Raw genomic sequence first — 17,902 nt, 5'->3', positions numbered from 1 at the left:
TAACCCTTCCTCCCTTCATTAGCGTTTTAAATTCACCAGTTCTTGAAGGATCTCATCAGATGTTGTAATAATTCTTGTATTCGCTTGGAAACCACGCTGAGCCACGATCATTTCAGTGAATTCCTCTGACAGGTCGACGTTGGACATTTCAAGTGCGCCGGCTACCAGAGTTCCTGCTCCTCCTGCATCACCAGGAAAAGAGCCTGTCGGCACTCCAGAGTTTGCACTTTGACGATATTCATTGTTCCCGCCTTTTTCTAAACCTTCATTATTTGAAAATTTAGCAAGTTGAATTTTCCCCGCAGATTGCAAAGTACCTGCGCTGTTAATATAATTTACTGTCCCATCAGCACCAACACTAAAACTTTTAGCATTTGTTGGAATTTGAATAACAATATTTTGATTTTGCGGCGTTCCGTCTGGCCCAGTATTTCCAAGTAGATATTTCCCATCTCCATTAACAACATATCCTTTAGCATCTAGATAAAAATTACCTGCTCTTGAATATGTGGTATCTGTAATAGCGATTGGTGTATCTGTAGGATCGGTAACACTTGCTAATCTAAAAAAACCATCACCAGAAATTCCTAAGTCCAATGGGCGACCTGTTGTTTGTAAGCTACCTTGTGTATGAACTGTATCGATTGTAGCTAGTTGTGACCCTAAACCAACTTGTTTAGGATTCACACCACCTTTTCCTCCTGCGTCAACAGTAGGAGCACTAGCCCCGGCAATCTGCTGGCTCACTAGATCTTTGAACGTTGTACGGCCTTTTTTGAAGCCATACGTATTAACGTTTGCGATGTTGTTTCCGATTACATCAAGCTTTACCTGAAAATTTTTCATACCGCTGATTCCTGAGTACATAGAACGTAACATTTGTTTTTATCTCCCTTACTTGGTTTAATAAACTGCTTCAATCAATCGGCAGTTTTTATGAGCCTCCTGTAAAGGTCCAGCTCGCTTAATCGTCTATTACGATGGCACCATTAATATTTGTGAAGATCTGGGATGCGGATTCATTTCTTCCTAAAGCTGTGATCACGGTCTGGTTTGGCGCATTTACTACAAGGGTTACATCTCTCAATATTACAAGAGAGTCTTTTACGCCTTTTCTGCCAGCTTCTTTTACCTTTTCGCCTATTTTGTTCCAGCTAGCGTCAGTTATTTCAATATTTCTGTCTTCAAGCCGCTTCTTTGCGTGCTTGCTGATTGTGAGTGATGATTCTAACTCTTTATCAAGTAGTGACTTGAACGAATTCTGATTAACTTGCTCTTGTTGAGCTCGTGCTGGGTAAAGGGTTGGCTGGTACAATTGATGAGCGGTTATACGTTCGCTCATAGCATCAACTCCTCTTATTTTGCTGGGTCTGTAATCTTAATCACTTGGAAACTGGTTATCTTTGATCCATCGCTCATTTCGAGCATGACCGAGCCTTTTTCAAACAATACCGCTTTAACAGTACCTTCTTTTTCTTCTACTAGTTTTTCGCCTTCTGCATCTACAGTTTCCGATTCATACGTAACTTGCTTACCAATCATCTGGCTTTGCTGAAGAAGTGATGCTTCTGTCTGGAATGTCAGAAACTGCTGCATCGTCTGGTTCATGTTCGTCATCTGCTCAAGAGATGAGAAGCTCGCCATCTGTGCAATAAATTCACGATCCTGCATGGGACTTGTCGGATCTTGGTTTTGCAGCTGGGTGATAAGAATCTTAAGAAAATCATCTTTCCCTAAAATGTTTGATCCAGTTTGTTTTGTCTTAGCCTGATAGTTGGATAACATGAGATTTTCTGATATTTTCGACACTATTCATCACACCTTTTCATTTAAAACCATTTGTGAAAGCTGTTCTTCAAATGAAAGATTGTTGTTATCGGAGTCATCCGTTTCTTTATCATTTGACTGATGCTGCTCTTCATGGTTTTGTCTTTCCTGATCATAAAATTGAAATGATTGCTCTTCTTTTTGAAAAATAACTTCAAGCTTCTCAAAATCAATATTTTGCCCAGCAAAAGCTTGTTTAAGCTGAGTAAGCTGGCCATCAAGTGCATCTTTTGCTGCCTGAGAGGAAGCAATAATCTTTGCTGCGATCTCACCATGTTTTTGAATCAGCTGAATTTCTATCGTGCCAAGATTATCTGGTGTAAGCTTAATCTGCATTTTCGTAAAACCAGCTTCATTAACCATCAACTTTCCTTTTGTGATGATCTGCTGTATTTCTCGAACAAATTGCTGCTTTTGTCCTTCTTCCTGTGAAGCAGGTACTTTTAACGTCCACTGTTCTAATGGAGATAAAGGACTTTGGACGGTTTGAAACTCTTTCGATACAAGTTCTGTCTGTTTTACAGGTACATATCGCTGAAATGCTTGTTCAGCAAAAGTCTGCACTTTTTTCACAGTGGAAAGCTGTTCCAAGATTTTGTAGAAGCTGTTTTTATCTGTTGAACCATTCTCATTCATCAGCTTTTTTATGTGGCTAAAAATTTGCTCAACTTGTTTCTCCAGAGAATCTTTGCTTTCCAGCTTTAATCCTGGAAACCATTTTTCAATCAACTGAGTGAGTTCTTTTTTCTGCGGCTGTGATAACATGTGCTGTTGATCATTAAACATTGCTTGTAAAAGAAAAGCTAACTTCATTTCAGGTGCAGGGGTATGAATATTCTCTGTACCTCTAATCTGTTCATTAATCAATGTCTCGATCATTTCTTTTATTTCAGCAGGCAATTCGTTCAGCAATGCTTGCACATCTTGATCCTCAACTGCTTCCGGATTCCAGAATTGCTCTATTTCTTCCGTACTTGATAACAAGTTCGCAATGATTTCAGCTAAGTTTCCGCCTGCCGCGTCACTGCTTTCAGATGGCAATTGTTCTGCAGGTAACAGAAGCTGTGAAAAAAGAGATTGTGTATTGCTAGTTTGTTTGCTGCCCGGTGTCATTTGAACCGTCGCTGAAACTTGTGCCATCATTACTTGCATTTTTTCACCTCCTTTAAAGAGAATTGCTTGCCATTAATACCGTTAACTCTGCAGCTCTTTTCGCATCAAGCTTTGAAAGAATGGCAGCTTGTGTTTCAGCTTCTAATATTGTGAGGATCCCTAGTACTTCATTATTGTTCATCTCAGTCATTACTGCCGCTGCATCTTTTGCTGACATAGCTTCATACAATTTTTTTAATTGTTCATTCTCATCTGCTTTAACAGACGTTTCAGCATCTTCCACTTGTTTTTCCAGCAATGCGATATCGCTCTTTAAGGCAGTAACTTCTTTTTCTTTCTTTTGAAGGTCAGCCGAAAGAATTTTTATGTAATCTTCTTGATCATCGAATTTAGCTTTCCATTGCTTTTCTGTATTTTGACTTACAGCAACTGCTGGTGCTTCATCATTAAGAACATTTTTCACAATCGGAATCTTCTTCCCTGTGTTTTTTGCCTCTTCAATCACGTTAACTCCCATAAAGGAAAGAACGATCCCAAATACTGTTACAGCAAATACTGCCGGAACAGCAATTACTAGGAGAAACCACACAAACTTGCTTGATTTTTCATTTTGTTTCATAAGCTCACCTGTTTTCACGACTTCGCATAACGCAATACGGAGAATTCATCATTCTGTTTGTTTTCATACAAAGTTAGTTCCATTTCATAGGCATGAAATTGTCTTTCTTTTAACTTTTCATACTTTTTTACTTCGATTGTCTGCTGAAGCAGTTTTTGCTGGATGACCTGCATTCTTTCTCTGGCCCTTTGCAGAACAGGCTGCAATTCTTTGATCTTATTTGACATGGATAGAAGAAAACGCTGCGTATTTTGAAGATCATTGACGACGATTCTTTGCTGAAACTGATGATTTGATAGATTTTCAATATCTTCTTTGCGTTTTAATAGACTGTAAATTTCTTCTGCAATACTCTCGAATGCCTGAACAGCTTCACCAAGCTCAAGTTCAATGGATTCTTTTTCTTTTTGTTTAACTGAAAGAACCTTTTCCATTGAAAATTGAAACGACATTACAGATCATCCTTTCCAAATTCCATAAGCAGCCGTCCAACGGCTTCGTCAAAACTTACATCTTCATCGACCTGCTGTTTTAAAAAAGCTAAAATGCTTGGGTAGATTTGAATGGCTTCATCTACTGATTTAGAAGAACCCCTCTTGTACGCTCCAATACTGATCAGATCTTCTGCATCAACATAAGATGAGAGCAATTCTCTAAAGCGGTCTGCAGCCTGCCGATGTTCTTTTGAGACGATATCATTCATAACACGGCTGATGCTTTTTAAAATATTTACTGCCGGAAATTGACCTTTATTTGCAAGGTTCCGGTCTAAGATGAAGTGTCCATCCAATATCCCCCGGACCGTATCAGAAATCGGTTCGTTAAAGTCATCTCCATCTACAAGCACCGTATAAAAAGCTGTAATCGTTCCTTTTCTATTCGTGCCAGAACGCTCTAACAATTTGGGAAGTACTGCGAAAACACTTGGTGTGTAGCCTTTTGTTGTCGGAGGCTCACCTACTGCCAGCCCGATTTCCCGCTGCGCCATAGCTACACGTGTTACCGAATCCATCATGAGCATGACATTCTTCCCTTGGTCTCTGAAGTATTCAGCAATAGCAGTAGCTGTCTGCGCACCCTTTATACGCATTAACGCCGGCTGATCAGAAGTAGCAACGATTACAACGGATCGTTTTAACCCTTCTTCTCCGAGATCTCTTTCAATAAAATCCAGGACTTCCCGGCCTCGTTCACCTATAAGAGCAATAACGTTCAGATCAGCTGTCGAATTTTGCGCTACCATACCAAGCAAAGTACTTTTTCCTACACCGCTTCCAGCAAAAATTCCTACACGCTGTCCTTTACCTACTGTCAAAAGACTGTCGATGGACCGTATACCCAACTGAATGCTCTCATGGATTCTTGGACGTTCCATCGGATTAGGAGGCTCATTTTCCGTGGGATACCGGAATAATCCTTTTGGCAGAGATGCTCCATCGAGCGGAGCACCCATCCCGTCTAAAACTTTGCCGATTAAAGACTGTCCCACTTTAATTTCAAGCGGCCTGTCTGTTGCCTCAACAAGAGAGCCGACGGCAATATCCTTCACGTATGTAAAAGGCATTAACAGCACATTCTCTTCTTGAAATCCGACTACTTCTGCTTTTATTTTTTGTTTTCTGCCATTAGCTGTATGAATATAACAAACATCACCAATGGAAGTTTTCGGTCCTTTAGATTCAATCATCAGACCGATGACACGGATCACTTTTCCGTATCTTTTAAAAGAATCTATCGATTGCAATGATTCCAGCAGGTGATCAACGTTCATTTTCTGTCACCTCAATTTGTTCCAGCAGCTTATCTCTTATTTCTTTCAGCTGAACATCGAGAGTGGCATCAATTTTTCCAAATGGAAATTCAATAATAGCTCCATTTTCTTTTAAAGATTCATCAGGATAGATGAAAAGAGAAGCAGTGGATTGAAGCATATTTTTCAATTCTTCACGATGCTGGACGGTCAAATCGAACCATTCGGTTGGAACATATAATTTCACCTCTTCAAACTCACGCGCTTCTTTAACCAGCTGCTTCACGATCGATACCCACGTTTCAGGTGATTCCTCAAGCTTCTTTCCGATAATTTTCTCGGCTGCTTTCATGGCTAATAAAATCATTTGTGGTTCTGCTTCACTTAAAACTTGATAATAGTCTTGCTTCGTCTTTTCAATAAAATGCTTTACTTCGTCCAGTTGATTTCTCCAATTTTCAAGCCCTTGATTTAAACCATTCTGAAAACCAGTTTCATAGCCTTCTTGTTTCGTCATCTCAAGTTCTTGTTCCATCTTTAAGCGCCACTCTTGTTCTTCTGCAGCAAGTCTTTCTTGCTTTTCCTGAAGAAACATTTCAGCTTCTGCTTTTATTCTGACTGCTTCGTTCTCTGCTTCTTCAAGGAGATCAGCTGCTTCTTTCTTTAATCGTTGAATCTTAGCTCCATCATCTTCTTCAATAAGACCGCTGGATGAAGCAGTAAATATGGAAACAGGCTGAATTCCGATTACGACATCAGTTTCGTTCTCTTTATTTTCAACCGTGCGATTGTTAAAAGATTTTATTACCTTAGACAATCACATCATCTCCTCCGCCTCTAGCGATGACCAGTTCTCCAGCTTCTTCAAGTCTGCGGATCGTTCCAACAATTCTCGATTGAGCTTCCTCAACGTCACGCAGACGTACAGGACCCATGAATTCCATTTCTTCTTTAAAGTTCTCAGCCATACGCTGTGACATGTTTTTAAACATAACTTCTTTCACTTCTTCACTGGATGCACGCAGAGCGAGAAGCAAGTCTTCGTTCTGAACTTCTCGAATAACACGCTGAATCGCACGATTATCAAGGGTAACAATGTCTTCAAATACAAACATTCTCTTCTTAATTTCTTCTGCAAGTTCAGGATCTTGTATCTCCAAAGCATCAAGTATCGTTCTTTCTGTACTGCGGTCAACACCATTAAGCACTTCAACGACAGCTTCTACACCGCCGGCCTGAGTAAAGTCTTGAGTTACTGTAGCTGACAGTTTCCTCTCCAAAATCTGTTCAACTTCATTGATCACTTCAGGTGAAGTCCTGTCCATCAACGCAATTCTTTTTGCAACATCAGCCTGCATTTCCTGCGGCAATTCAGATAAGATCTGACCTGCCTGGGATGAATCTAAGTAAGCTAATATAAGTGCAATCGTCTGCGGATGCTCATTTTGTATAAAATTAAGAATCTGACCAGGATCAGCCTTTCGTGCAAAATCGAACGGTCTAACTTGCAGCGTGGAAGTAAGCCTGTTAATAATCTGCATGGCTTCATCCTTGCCGACGGCTTTTTCCAGAACCGTTTTGGCGTACCCTATACCGCCTTGAGTAATATAGTCTTGAGCAAGCGCCAATTGGTGAAACTGAGTGATAATCTCTTCTTTTAAGGTTGAATCTACTTTTCTCACTTGAGAGATTTGCAGAGTCAATCTTTCAATTTCTTCTTCGCTCAAATGCTTGTACACTTGAGCTGCTACATCAGGACCTAAAGAGATAACGAGGATCGCTGCTTTCTCTTTTCCTGACAGCTCTTTTACACCTTTTGCCATCGTTCGTTACCTCCTATTCCTCTGACAACCACGTTCGTACTAGTTTTGCAAACTCTTCTGGTTTTTCTTTAGCCATTCTTTCCAGCTGTTCCTTGCGCACTGTGCCTTCTGAGCCCTGTTCTTTATTCACATCAGGCACAAAATATGTCTGCTGTTCTTCCATCTCGTATTCTTCTATCGTTCCTTTATCTTCTTCCGCTCTTCTTTTTCGTGTCAGCAAGAAGAGTAATAGAATAATAACGATCAGCAGGATACCACCTGTAATATAGATCCATAGAGGAATGCCAGTTTTTGCAGTCTCCATGTCTGGCTTGCCATTAAATGGCTGTGCAGAAACAAAGATTTTCTCCTGAATCTGCTCTTCTGTAAGCTCGTTGTTAATATCTTTTGAAATACTCGTTCTAACGATCGCACTCAAAATCTGTTCAATATCATCTAATCTTTCTTGCGGCAATGAATCGGGTTCTTTCGGATTAGGAGGTTCAACCATTACTTGGATTCCTAAATCGCGAATCTGGTAAGGACTCTCCACAATTTCTTTACGGATCTTATTTACTTCATTATTGATACGTTCTTCTACTTTTTCGTAATCTCCGTTAGATCCAGCAGCTGACCCAGGGTATGTTGGCACTTCTTGATCACCTGTTCCGGATACACCTCCTGCAGCCGCACCTTCGCCGGTGAATGTTTCGCGAATGCGTTCAACACTTATTTCAATGCCTTTCATGTTTTCTTTATCTACAGGCTCTATTAAGGTTTCTTCACGTTTCTCTTCAGTGAAATCAATATCCGTCGTTACAGTCGCTACAACTTTCCCCTGGCCCATGATCGTAGCCAGCATTTGCTGCACTCTGCGCTGAAGGTCTCTTTCTACATCCTGTTTAATTTTTCTTTGCTCTTCATATTTTGAAGCTGAAGAAGTAGAGTTCACTGAGTTTAAATCATAATAATTAAAGTATTGGTCCGTGATGACGATATTTTCCATAGGAAGGTCTGCGACACTTTTAGATACAAGGTGATACAGCGCTTTCACTTGTTCTTCATCCAGCCGAGCGCCAGCACCTAATGAAAGAACTACAGATGCAGATGCTTTCTCTTCTTCCTGATTGACCCAGACACTGCTCTCTGGAAGTGTAATCATTACACTAGCGTCATCCACTCCATTTATACTTTTAATCAAGTTAGCAATTTCCGTTTGCGTGGCTTCTCGTTCAAGCACTCCAAATTCTTTATCTGTAATTCCAAAACCCGATTTTTCTCCAAAGTATGAAAAATCTATATTTCCGCTCTTAGGAAGCCCTTCAGCAGCAAGCTGTACCTGAAGATTATTTACCTCCTCCTGTGGTACCAGTATCGTTTTTCCGCCATCCTGAACCTCGTTGGCAATCCCTTTACTATTTAAGTTTTCTTGGATCTGCCCAGCTTCTTGCGGAGAAAGATTCGTATATAAAGGTACAAGATTCGGACTGGACATCATCATGGTCAGGAAAATAAAACCTGCAATAAAAATGAATATCCCGCCAAGAATAAGTCCTTTTTGTGTATTAGAACGCGATTTGAAACGTTCAGTGATTTGCTTGGTGACTTGTTTCCATTTTTCTTTCATTTTTTCCCCCGATAAACACAATAAAAATTTTTTGAAGCTACCCCCAAAATAGAATGCACACTTCGAATTATGTATTAGCTATTAAACTTGCATCCTCATGATTTCTTGGTATGCTTCAACCACTTTATTGCGAATTTCAAGAGTGGTCTGCAATGTTACACTCGCTTTTTCTGCCGTAATCATGACTTGATGAAGATTATCCATATTTCCATTCATCAACCCTTGTGTAGCTGCGTTAGACTGTGCTTGTGTCTCGTTCACATTCTCCAATGCGCCCTGCAGATAATTTTTAAAGCTTTCTTGAGCTTCAGAAGGTGTCGTTTTTGCAGATGGAGATATGCTGTTCATGCTTTGAATCGTTCCTAAAGAAATTTTATCCATGTGCTATCTCTCCTAACGGCCGATTTCAAGGGCTTTTAAATACATTCCCTTTGCTGCATTCAATGCTGTAACATTTGCTTCGTATGAACGTGTCGCACTCATTAAATCAACCATCTCTTTTAGAGGATCCACATTTGGAAGCTGGACAAACCCATCTTCTCCTGCATCAGGATGATCTGGCTGATAGACAGATTTAAAAGGTGTCTCATCATTTTTAATTTCATTTACTTTAACACCATTAAGATTTCCATTCTGATTCACTGCTTTATTAAACATGCTTTTAAAACTGGACTCTCCTGAACCCAGTACCACCATTTTTCGTCTATATGGTTCCCACTCGCCATTTTCTAATAATCTGCCTCTTGTCGAATCAACATTTGCCATGTTGGAAGACGCTACATCCATTCTCAATCGCTGTGCTGTTAATCCAGATGCAGAAAAATTTAGTGCATCAAACATTCCCATATTTATCTCCCGCCTTTAACAACCATCTTAATTGAATTGAATTTTCCGTTTATTCGCTGTACAAGTGTCTGATAATACAATTGATTCTTTGCCAATTCGGCCATCTCTTTGTCAACATCCACATTATTTCCGTTGTGGTTCATAGTTGTACCACCTTGCTCTTTTACATAAAAAGAAGATGGTCTATCCGTACTGAAAGCAAAATGGCGCTGATTTGTACGGTTTGCATTTAAGCTTCTTTCAAATTCCTGTTTAAAAACGGTTTCTTTCGCTTTATATCCAGGAGTGTCCACATTAGCCAAATTATTTGAAATGGTTTTCTGTTTTAACGCTGATCCATCTAATGCCATTTCCAAGTTTTTCATGACAGGGCTAGAGAACAAGTTGATCACTTCCCTCTTTTTTACTATAGATGTTTCAATTAATGTTAAATCTTACCGCTATATCATATTTTAAGTGATATATCCAAAAAGTGTCTATGTATTTTTTCCCAAAATGACTTTTTTTCGATAGAAAGAACTATGTTTCGACCGTGACTTTATACCTAATTCTACATATAGTAATAAAATCCCTGTCGGATTTAGCCGAACATTACAACTTTACTAATCTTTTTAAATCGACATATTTTTTACAAATACATAAAAATGTCCATATAATAGATCCCTCGTAAGGCATGCGACGAGAATGCTAGCCTCGAAAGGATTTTCTTGTAGTTGCAGGAGTACAAATGCTTAAAATCATGCACCAAGGGTGGATCGATTACCTTTTCCCTCTCAGAAAGCGAGCAGTCTGGAGCGGAAATTAACCACTTTCAAGAAAAAGCAAGATTACGGAAGACTTTTCTCAAAAGATAGTTACTTTTGATCTTTTTTCCATTCTCTTCATTGACAGGTTGATTGGAGAGCAAGGTGCGAGACTCCTGCGGGACGAGCGGGACAGGTGAGACTCCTGAACGCGCAAAGCGCGAGGAGGCTCACCGCACGCCCCGCGGAAAGCGAGCACCTGGAACGGAAATCAACCACTTTCAAGAACCACTAGAATTGCAAAAAAGTCCATTAAAAAAAACCAACCCTTTCCGGATTGGCTTTTGATCTTTATGATTAAGAAGTTTTTAATTTTTCAAGTTCAAGCAAGAATTTATCATTTAATACTTTAATGTACGTTCCCTTCATTCCAAGTGAACGAGATTCGATAACTCCTGCACTCTCCAGCTTGCGAAGTGCGTTTACGATTACTGATCTTGTAATTCCGACACGGTCAGCAATTTTACTAGCTACAAGCAGGCCTTCATTGCCTTCTAATTCTTCAAAGATGTGTTCAATTGCTTCAAGCTCACTATATGATAATGAACTGATCGCCATTTGAACAACAGCTTTATTTCTAGCTTCTTCTTCAATCTCTTCCGCTTTCTCGCGAAGGATCTCCATACCAACTACTGTCGCACCATACTCTGCTAGTACTAGATCATCTTCTTCAAACGCCGTTGACAGTCTGGATAAGATAAGAGTTCCTAGTCTTTCACCGCCACCGACGATAGGTACGACCGTCGTTAAGCCTGTCGAGAATAAATCTTTGTTCTCAACAGGAAAAGCTGTGTAATCACTTTCAACATCAATGTTAGCCATTGATTCTGTAATGTTGAAAAGATTCTTCGTGTAATCAGTAGGAAATTGACGATCTTGAATCATCTTTTTCATACGCTCGTTTTCAATATCCTGTTTTAGAGCAGTTCCTAATAATTTTCCTCTGCGGCTGACTACGAAAATATTAGCACCGATTACTGAGCTCAGTGTTTCAGCCATTTCTTTAAAGTTTACTTGTTTTCCACCTGTTTGCTGCAGCATTGAGTTAATGCTTCTTGCTTTGTTTAATAAATTCATTGTATTTCTTCCTCCTAGTGCATCCTATAAAATATATTGGCTTAAATCCTTATTCTTTGCGATATTAGCCAGTTTTTCTTCTACATACTCGGGTGTAATGGTAATTTGATCTAAACTGATATCAGGCGCTTCAAAAGACAAGTCTTCGAGTAAGCGCTCCAATATGGTATGAAGTCTTCTTGCACCTATATTGTCGGTGTCTTGATTGACTTCAAATGCGATACTTGCAATCTTAGCAATAGCATCGTCAGAAAATTCAACATTTATACCTTCTGTACTTAATAGAGCTTTGTACTGTTTTACAATCGCATTATCAGGCTCTATTAATATACGTGTAAAATCTTCAACAGACAAGCTATTTAATTCTACCCGGATTGGGAATCTTCCTTGAAGCTCGGGAATGAGATCTGAAGGTTTTGCCATGTGAAAAGCTCCTGCTGCAATAAAAAGAATATGATCAGTCTTAATTGAACCATATTTCGTCATTACAGTGGATCCTTCTACTATCGGAAGTATATCCCTTTGAACACCTTCTCTGCTGACATCTGCAGAATTTTGATTCTTGCCGGCAATCTTATCAATCTCATCTATAAATATAATACCTGTTTGTTCTGTCTTATAAACAGCCTCACTCGTTACATCATCCATATCGATCAATTTTGCTGCTTCGTCCTGTGTCAGAACTTTTCTCGCTTCACGAACAGTAAGCTTTCTTTTTTTCTTTTTCTTAGGCATAATCCCGCCGAGCATGTCTTGCATATTCATCCCTACCTGTTCAAGGCCAGAGCCTTGAAACATATCAAGCATTGAAGGGTTTTGCTCATCTACTTCCACTGTTACAAGATGATCTTCCATTTCTCCAAGAGCTAATTTTTGAGCCATTTGATTTCGTTTTTGCTTTAAGTTCCCTTCGTCATCCTGCTGTGCTGACTGTTCCTGGTTTTGATTCCCTCCGCCAAAAAACATTTCAAGAGGGTTTTTATAGTTTGTTTCTGTTTTTTTACCAGGTACGAGAAGTTCTACTAAACGCTTATTAGCATTCTGCTCCGCCTTGTCTTTGACTTCATTCATTTTCAGCTCTTTCACAAGCCTCACTGATGTTTCAACCAGGTCACGAACCATGGAATCGACATCACGTCCGACATAGCCGACTTCAGTAAATTTCGTTGCTTCTATTTTAATAAAAGGGGCTTGAGCAAGTTTGGCAAGCCTTCTTGCAATTTCTGTTTTACCGACACCAGTCGGACCAATCATTAAAATATTTTTTGGAGAAACCTCATCGCGAAGTTTATCATCCAGGAGGCTTCTTCTGTAACGGTTTCTAAGGGCCACCGCCACTGCTTTTTTAGCATCTTTTTGTCCAATAATGTATTGATCGAGTTTTTCAACGATCTGCCTTGGAGTTAGTTGACTGTTCAAACAAAATCACTCCTTATATAGGATTTTACAGTTCTTCTAATACGATCTCCGTATTTGTGTAGACACAAATCTCGCCGGCTGTTTGCAATGAAGCGAGCGCTATTTCTTTAGCAGAAAGCTGAGGAGCATTATTTTTCAATGCTCTTCCTGCTGCAAGAGCATAATTTCCGCCTGAGCCAATAGCAAGAATGCCGTCATCAGGTTCAATGACTTCACCTGTTCCTGAAATAAGCAGCATATGTTCAGTGTTCATTACGATCAGCAATGCTTCGAGTTTTCTTAAAACTTGATCAGTACGCCATTCTTTTGCCATTTCAACAGATGCTCGCTGTAAGTTGCCGCTGTATTCTTCAAGTTTGCTTTCAAATTTCTCATAAAGAGTAAATGCATCTGCTACAGAACCAGCAAAACCAGCAAGTACTTTCCCGCCATACAGCTTTCTCACTTTTTTGGCAGTATGTTTCATAACGACTGCATTGCCGAAAGTTACCTGGCCATCTCCAGTCATTGCAGCTTCCCCATTGTGCTGAATAGCAAAGATTGTGGTTGCATGAAAAGTTGACATCGAAAAATCCCTCCCTTTTGTTTTTTATGCTCGAGGATGCGCATTATTATAGATTTTTTTCAAATGGTCTTTCGTTACGTGTGTGTAGACTTGTGTAGATGATAGCTGTGAGTGTCCCAGCAATTCTTGTACTGCTCTTAAGTCTGCACCTTCGTTGAGCATGTGGGTCGCGAAAGTATGCCTTAAAACGTGTGGACTGATATGTATATTGAGCGACGATTCTTCAATGATTTTATTCAATATGTTTCTTACGCTTCTCGGACTTAAAGGTTCCCCTTTATAATTTAAAAACAGGGAATCTGTTTTATTTTCTGTTTTTTCAAGTAAAAGTTTGCGTCCATCGCTGATATATTTTTCTAACGCTTCCTTGGCAAAAGAACCGATAGGAACATATCTTTCCTTTTTTCCTTTCCCCTTAACTAATGCAGCCTCTACAAAAAGGTCAAGATCCTTCAATTGCAGTTTGCAGCATTCGCTTACACGTATACCCGTACCATACAGCAATTCAAGAATGGCCTGGTTTCTTTGTCCGATTGGGGTGCTGATGTCAGACACGTTAAAAAGCTTCTCCAACTCTTTTTCATAAAGAAATTGAGGAAGCATTTTTGCTTTTTTAGGAAGAGAGGCCATTGCAAAAGGATTTAGTTCCACGATTTTTTCCCGATTTAAGAAACGGTAAAAACTTCTCATGGAAGAAATCTTTCTAGCAACAGTATTTCTCGCATACTTCTTTTCATGAAGGGTCACGAGATAATGTCTAACTAAAACATAAGAAACAGCAGCGAATCCTTCGATTGCTTGCTGTTTCAAAAAAGAAGTAAAATCATTAATATCTTTTTCATAGTGTTCAATCGTATATGATGAACTGTTCTTCTCAATCATCAAGTAATTAAGAAAATCCACCACGAGCTGGCGTTCTGATTCCATTCCATACACCTCACAAAGCCCCTAAATCGTATCACAACTTAGGGGCTAAAGCAATAGATGTTCACAAATTTGTTATAAAATTCTGAATTGTTTCCAATGCGCGTTCTGCAATTGCCGTGTTTCTTTCCTGCTTGTTTTTAATCCTTTTTTCAAGCGGAGGCATCAATCCGAAGTTTGCATTCATCGGCTGGAAATTATCAGGATTTGCAGTCGTAATATAATAAGCCATACTTCCAATTGCAGTTTCTCTAGGAAAAACAGCTAACTCCTCGCCTTTTACGAGTTTTGCTGCATTTATGCCAGCGATCAGTCCAGATGCAGCACTTTCCACATATCCTTCAACACCTGTCATCTGCCCTGCAAAGAAAAGATCATCTCTTTCTTTTAGCTGATATGTGTCTTTTAAGAGTTTAGGTGAATTTAAGAATGTGTTGCGGTGCATAACACCGTAACGTACAACCTCTGCATTTTCTAAACCGGGAATAAGCTGAATAAGCTCTTTTTGCGGTCCCCATTTCAAGTGTGTTTGAAACCCAACAATATTATATAGCGTCCCTGCACTATTGTCTTGTCTTAACTGAACAACAGCATATGGGATCTTTCCTGTTTTCGGGTCTTCAAGGCCCACGGGTTTCATAGGTCCGAAAAGAAGAGTCTTCTTCCCTCGCTTAGCCATTACTTCAACAGGCATACAACCCTCAAAAAAGATTTCTTTTTCAAACTCTTTTAAAGGAACAGTTTCTGAAGTGATAAGAGCTTCGTAAAAACGGTCGAATTCCTCTTCTGTCATCGGACAGTTTAAATAAGCTGCTTCACCTTTATCATAGCGAGATTTCAAATAGACCTTATCCATATTGATACTATCCACTTCAATGATAGGAGCTGCAGCATCGTAAAAATATAAATATTCTTCACCAGTTAAAGAGTTTAAAGCTTTTGATAAATTATCAGAAGTTAAAGGGCCGGTAGCGATAATTGTCGGACCATCAGGAATTTCTGTTACTTCTTCTGTTATCACTTCTACATTAGGGTGATTCTTAACGCGTTCTGTTACAAGCCCTGCAAACTCATGACGGTCAACAGCTAATGCTCCGCCTGCAGGAACTGCACAATCATCTGCAGATGAAATGATAACAGAATTCAATTTTCTCATTTCTTCTTTTAATACACCAACAGCATTTGTTAATGTATTTGCCCGCAATGAGTTTGAACATACAAGCTCTGCAAATTTTTCAGTGTGATGAGCCGGTGTCTGTCTAACCGGTCTCATCTCATATAATTTAACTTTTATTCCTCGGCTTGCGATCTGCCAAGCAGCTTCACTGCCGGCAAGACCCGCTCCGATTACGTTAACATGTTGGTGGCTCATGGAAAAACTCCTTACTTTGCTTCCTCTTCGGAATAGTCGCAAGACACACATTGAACGACTTTTCCTTTTTTCGTTTTCTTTTCTACTAGCATACTATTACATTTTGGACATGCTCTCGCAATGGGTTTGTCCCATGAAACGAACTCACAGTCAGGATATCGGTTGCAGCCATAGAAAACTCGTTTCTTTTTGCTTTTTCTTTCGACAATTGATCCTTTATGACAAGAAGGACATTCAACGCCTATATCCTTAACGATTGGCTTGGTGTTTCTGCAATCCGGAAAATTGGAGCATGCCATGAATTTACCGAAGCGGCCCATCTTATAGACCATCTCGTGTCCGCATTTCTCGCAGTTTTCCCCTGCTGGCTCATCTTTAATTTCTACTTTTTGCATTTCAGCTTCTGCAATTTTAAGTTTCTTCTCAAAGTTTTTATAGAATTCATCAATGATCTTGATCCAATCTATATTTCCCTCTTCAACTTCATCGAGATCACTTTCCATCTTGGCAGTAAATTCAACGTTGAATACTTCAGGGAAAAACTCAAGAGTCATCTCTAAGACAAGTTCTCCTAGTTCAGTTGGAACGAATTTCTTGTCGTCTAAAGCAACATAGCCTCTTTTCTGAATCGTATCGAGAGTAGGAGCATAAGTAGAAGGTCTCCCTATACCCAATTCTTCCATCGTCCGTACTAGTCTTGCTTCAGTATAACGAGGCGGCGGCTGAGTAAAGTGCTGTGTTGGCTCCAAGTCTTTCTTATCAACCTTCATTCCTTCTTGTACATCAGGAAGGATGCGGTCTTCTTCTTTCTTGCCGTCATCATTGCCCTCTACATATACCTTCATGAATCCAGGGAACTTCACTTTTGACCCTGTTGCACGGAATGTTACACCATTGTTTTGAAGATCTACAGTCATAGTGTCCAGTATTGCAGAAGACATCTGACTTGCCAGAAAACGTTCCCAAATTAGTTTGTAAAGACGGAGCTGATCTCTGGATAAATAGGCTTTCACATCTTTTGGATGATACATAACTGAAGTAGGACGAATGGCTTCATGTGCATCCTGAGCATTCTTTCCTGCTTTCTTTTCAGCTCTCGAGCTGTTCACGTATTGTTTTCCGAATTCGTTAGCGATAAACTCTGAAGCTTCATTTTTTGCAGTATCAGAGATGCGGGTAGAGTCAGTACGCATATAAGTGATCAAACCGACTGTACCTTCTTTTCCAAGGTCAATCCCTTCATATAACTGCTGTGCGAGCATCATCGTTTTCTTAGCTCTGTAATTAAGCTTTCTAGCAGCTTCCTGCTGCAGGGAAGAAGTGATGAATGGCGGTGAAGGGTTTCTTTTTCGTTCTTTCTTCTGTACAGAATCAATCGTAAAGGATTTTCCTTTAATTTTACTCAGGATATCTTTTACTTCATTTTCATTAGAAAGCTCTTGTTTCTTGCCATTAAGCCCATAGTACTGAGCTTCAAAGTCTTCGCCCGAAGCACTGAATATCCCTTTGATCTTCCAATATTCTTCTGGCTGAAAAGCTTCAATTTCTTTTTCGCGTTCAACAATCAATCGGACTGCTACAGTCTGTACACGTCCTGCACTTAAACCCTTTTTAATTTTCTTCCATAATAGTGGACTGACTTTGTACCCTACAAGTCTGTCAAGAACTCTTCTGGCTTGCTGGGCATCTACTAAGTCCATATTGATTTTTCTCGGTCTCTTAAATGAATCTTTTATCGCAGTTTTAGTAATCTCATTAAATACAACTCGGCAATCAGAATCTAAATCCATCTCTAAACTGTGAGCAAGATGCCATGCGATTGCTTCACCTTCACGATCCGGGTCAGCTGCGAGAAAGATTTGTTTCGCTTTTTTGGCTGCTGTTTTCAAGTCCTTCAATATTGGACCTTTTCCTCGGATAGTAATGTATTTAGGTTCATAGTTTGCTTCTACATCCACGCCGGTCTGGCTTCTGGGCAAATCACGAACATGTCCCATAGATGCTTTTACGTCATATTTGCTCCCTAAATATTTTTTTATCGTCTTTGCTTTTGCGGGAGACTCAACAATGACTAAGTATTTTTCCATTTACAGTTTATCCCCCTTTAAGGGTTTAGTGAAATCTTCCCTATTATTAAATAATGTATCTGCTTTTGTCA

Annotated in this window: 19 protein-coding genes; all 19 read right to left on the bottom strand. The window is 39.7% G+C overall.

Annotated features, from left to right (window positions below):
• Nucleotides 1-18 precede the first annotated feature (18 nt).
• The 19 genes from flgG to topA all read right to left on the bottom strand — a co-directional run bounded on the left by flgG (nucleotide 19) and on the right by topA (nucleotide 17,831).
• Nucleotides 19-879, bottom strand: coding sequence for a flagellar basal body rod protein FlgG (flgG, locus tag ACFQ4X_RS06475; RefSeq protein WP_379833812.1), 861 nt, complete (start codon nucleotides 877-879; stop codon nucleotides 19-21).
• An 85-nt stretch (nucleotides 880-964) separates the two neighbouring features.
• Nucleotides 965-1,342: a TIGR02530 family flagellar biosynthesis protein gene (locus ACFQ4X_RS06470; protein WP_379833811.1), complete on the bottom strand. Its 378-nt coding sequence runs from the start codon at nucleotides 1,340-1,342 to the stop codon at nucleotides 965-967.
• 14 nt (nucleotides 1,343-1,356) lie between these two features.
• Nucleotides 1,357-1,809, bottom strand: a complete 453-nt coding sequence (gene flgD / locus ACFQ4X_RS06465; RefSeq protein WP_379833809.1) for a flagellar hook assembly protein FlgD — start codon at nucleotides 1,807-1,809, stop codon at nucleotides 1,357-1,359.
• A 6-nt stretch (nucleotides 1,810-1,815) separates the two neighbouring features.
• Nucleotides 1,816-2,979 (bottom strand): flagellar hook-length control protein FliK, encoded by a 1,164-nt coding sequence (locus ACFQ4X_RS06460; RefSeq protein WP_379833808.1) that lies wholly within the window; start codon nucleotides 2,977-2,979, stop codon nucleotides 1,816-1,818.
• A 13-nt stretch (nucleotides 2,980-2,992) separates the two neighbouring features.
• Nucleotides 2,993-3,559 (bottom strand): MotE family protein, encoded by a 567-nt coding sequence (locus tag ACFQ4X_RS06455; protein ID WP_379833806.1) that lies wholly within the window; start codon nucleotides 3,557-3,559, stop codon nucleotides 2,993-2,995.
• Nucleotides 3,560-3,573: 14 nt separating this feature from the next.
• Nucleotides 3,574-4,011 (bottom strand): flagellar export protein FliJ, encoded by a 438-nt coding sequence (fliJ, locus tag ACFQ4X_RS06450; RefSeq protein WP_379833805.1) that lies wholly within the window; start codon nucleotides 4,009-4,011, stop codon nucleotides 3,574-3,576.
• On the bottom strand, nucleotides 4,011-5,330 hold the full coding sequence (gene fliI / locus ACFQ4X_RS06445) for a flagellar protein export ATPase FliI (protein ID WP_379833803.1): 1,320 nt from the start codon (nucleotides 5,328-5,330) through the stop codon (nucleotides 4,011-4,013). Before fliI ends, fliJ begins: the two co-directional genes overlap by 1 nt.
• On the bottom strand, nucleotides 5,320-6,126 hold the full coding sequence (gene fliH, locus ACFQ4X_RS06440) for a flagellar assembly protein FliH (protein ID WP_379833801.1): 807 nt from the start codon (nucleotides 6,124-6,126) through the stop codon (nucleotides 5,320-5,322). Before fliH ends, fliI begins: the two co-directional genes overlap by 11 nt.
• The gene (gene fliG, locus ACFQ4X_RS06435) at nucleotides 6,119-7,132 is read right to left on the bottom strand and encodes a flagellar motor switch protein FliG (RefSeq protein ID WP_066289406.1); all 1,014 of its coding nucleotides are present in this window, start codon (nucleotides 7,130-7,132) and stop codon (nucleotides 6,119-6,121) included. Before fliG ends, fliH begins: the two co-directional genes overlap by 8 nt.
• 13 nt (nucleotides 7,133-7,145) lie before the next feature.
• Entirely contained in the window at nucleotides 7,146-8,738 is a 1,593-nt protein-coding gene (gene fliF / locus ACFQ4X_RS06430) for a flagellar basal-body MS-ring/collar protein FliF (RefSeq protein WP_379833800.1), read from the bottom strand.
• Nucleotides 8,739-8,819: 81 nt separating this feature from the next.
• Complete coding sequence (fliE, locus tag ACFQ4X_RS06425; protein WP_379833798.1) at nucleotides 8,820-9,119, bottom strand: flagellar hook-basal body complex protein FliE; 300 nt, start codon at nucleotides 9,117-9,119, stop codon at nucleotides 8,820-8,822.
• Between the two features lie 12 nt (nucleotides 9,120-9,131).
• Nucleotides 9,132-9,584, bottom strand: a complete 453-nt coding sequence (flgC, locus tag ACFQ4X_RS06420; RefSeq protein WP_379833797.1) for a flagellar basal body rod protein FlgC — start codon at nucleotides 9,582-9,584, stop codon at nucleotides 9,132-9,134.
• 2 nt (nucleotides 9,585-9,586) lie between these two features.
• Nucleotides 9,587-9,973, bottom strand: a complete 387-nt coding sequence (gene flgB / locus ACFQ4X_RS06415) for a flagellar basal body rod protein FlgB (protein WP_379837066.1) — start codon at nucleotides 9,971-9,973, stop codon at nucleotides 9,587-9,589.
• Nucleotides 9,974-10,684: 711 nt separating this feature from the next.
• Nucleotides 10,685-11,464 carry a GTP-sensing pleiotropic transcriptional regulator CodY gene (gene codY / locus ACFQ4X_RS06410; protein WP_379833795.1) on the bottom strand — a complete coding sequence of 260 codons (780 nt, stop codon included), beginning with the start codon at nucleotides 11,462-11,464 and terminating at the stop codon, nucleotides 10,685-10,687.
• 24 nt (nucleotides 11,465-11,488) lie between these two features.
• On the bottom strand, nucleotides 11,489-12,883 hold the full coding sequence (gene hslU / locus ACFQ4X_RS06405; protein ID WP_379833793.1) for an HslU--HslV peptidase ATPase subunit: 1,395 nt from the start codon (nucleotides 12,881-12,883) through the stop codon (nucleotides 11,489-11,491).
• Nucleotides 12,884-12,908: 25 nt separating this feature from the next.
• Nucleotides 12,909-13,448 (bottom strand): ATP-dependent protease subunit HslV, encoded by a 540-nt coding sequence (gene hslV / locus ACFQ4X_RS06400; protein WP_066289386.1) that lies wholly within the window; start codon nucleotides 13,446-13,448, stop codon nucleotides 12,909-12,911.
• Between the two features lie 24 nt (nucleotides 13,449-13,472).
• Nucleotides 13,473-14,375: a tyrosine recombinase XerC gene (gene xerC, locus ACFQ4X_RS06395; RefSeq protein ID WP_379833792.1), complete on the bottom strand. Its 903-nt coding sequence runs from the start codon at nucleotides 14,373-14,375 to the stop codon at nucleotides 13,473-13,475.
• Between the two features lie 61 nt (nucleotides 14,376-14,436).
• A complete protein-coding gene (trmFO, locus tag ACFQ4X_RS06390) occupies nucleotides 14,437-15,744 on the bottom strand; it encodes an FADH(2)-oxidizing methylenetetrahydrofolate--tRNA-(uracil(54)-C(5))-methyltransferase TrmFO (protein ID WP_379833790.1) in 1,308 nt (435 codons plus the stop codon).
• An 11-nt stretch (nucleotides 15,745-15,755) separates the two neighbouring features.
• Nucleotides 15,756-17,831, bottom strand: a complete 2,076-nt coding sequence (gene topA, locus ACFQ4X_RS06385) for a type I DNA topoisomerase (RefSeq protein ID WP_379833788.1) — start codon at nucleotides 17,829-17,831, stop codon at nucleotides 15,756-15,758.
• Between the last annotated feature and the right edge of the window lie 71 nt (nucleotides 17,832-17,902).

The sequence above is a fragment of the Fictibacillus halophilus genome (assembly GCF_042680145.1).
GTDB classification, from domain to species: domain Bacteria; phylum Bacillota; class Bacilli; order Bacillales; family Fictibacillaceae; genus Fictibacillus; species Fictibacillus halophilus_A.
This window is presented reverse-complemented; position numbering and strand designations above follow the sequence as displayed.

Excerpts from the sequence above, each read along its gene's own strand:
- ACFQ4X_RS06460 (WP_379833808.1), bottom strand. The coding sequence starts at position 2,979 with ATGCAAGTAATGATGGCACAAGTTTCAGCGACGGTTCAAATGACACCG.
- fliG (WP_066289406.1), bottom strand. The coding sequence starts at position 7,132 with ATGGCAAAAGGTGTAAAAGAGCTGTCAGGAAAAGAGAAAGCAGCGATC.
- xerC (WP_379833792.1), bottom strand. The coding sequence starts at position 14,375 with ATGGAATCAGAACGCCAGCTCGTGGTGGATTTTCTTAATTACTTGATG.
- trmFO (WP_379833790.1), bottom strand. The coding sequence starts at position 15,744 with ATGAGCCACCAACATGTTAACGTAATCGGAGCGGGTCTTGCCGGCAGT.
- flgG (WP_379833812.1), bottom strand. The coding sequence starts at position 879 with ATGTTACGTTCTATGTACTCAGGAATCAGCGGTATGAAAAATTTTCAG.
- ACFQ4X_RS06470 (WP_379833811.1), bottom strand. The coding sequence starts at position 1,342 with ATGAGCGAACGTATAACCGCTCATCAATTGTACCAGCCAACCCTTTAC.
- topA (WP_379833788.1), bottom strand. The coding sequence starts at position 17,831 with ATGGAAAAATACTTAGTCATTGTTGAGTCTCCCGCAAAAGCAAAGACG.
- fliI (WP_379833803.1), bottom strand. The coding sequence starts at position 5,330 with ATGAACGTTGATCACCTGCTGGAATCATTGCAATCGATAGATTCTTTT.
- flgC (WP_379833797.1), bottom strand. The coding sequence starts at position 9,584 with ATGGGAATGTTTGATGCACTAAATTTTTCTGCATCTGGATTAACAGCA.
- fliJ (WP_379833805.1), bottom strand. The coding sequence starts at position 4,011 with ATGTCGTTTCAATTTTCAATGGAAAAGGTTCTTTCAGTTAAACAAAAA.
- fliF (WP_379833800.1), bottom strand. The coding sequence starts at position 8,738 with ATGAAAGAAAAATGGAAACAAGTCACCAAGCAAATCACTGAACGTTTC.
- codY (WP_379833795.1), bottom strand. The coding sequence starts at position 11,464 with ATGAATTTATTAAACAAAGCAAGAAGCATTAACTCAATGCTGCAGCAA.
- hslV (WP_066289386.1), bottom strand. The coding sequence starts at position 13,448 with ATGTCAACTTTTCATGCAACCACAATCTTTGCTATTCAGCACAATGGG.
- ACFQ4X_RS06455 (WP_379833806.1), bottom strand. The coding sequence starts at position 3,559 with ATGAAACAAAATGAAAAATCAAGCAAGTTTGTGTGGTTTCTCCTAGTA.
- fliE (WP_379833798.1), bottom strand. The coding sequence starts at position 9,119 with ATGGATAAAATTTCTTTAGGAACGATTCAAAGCATGAACAGCATATCT.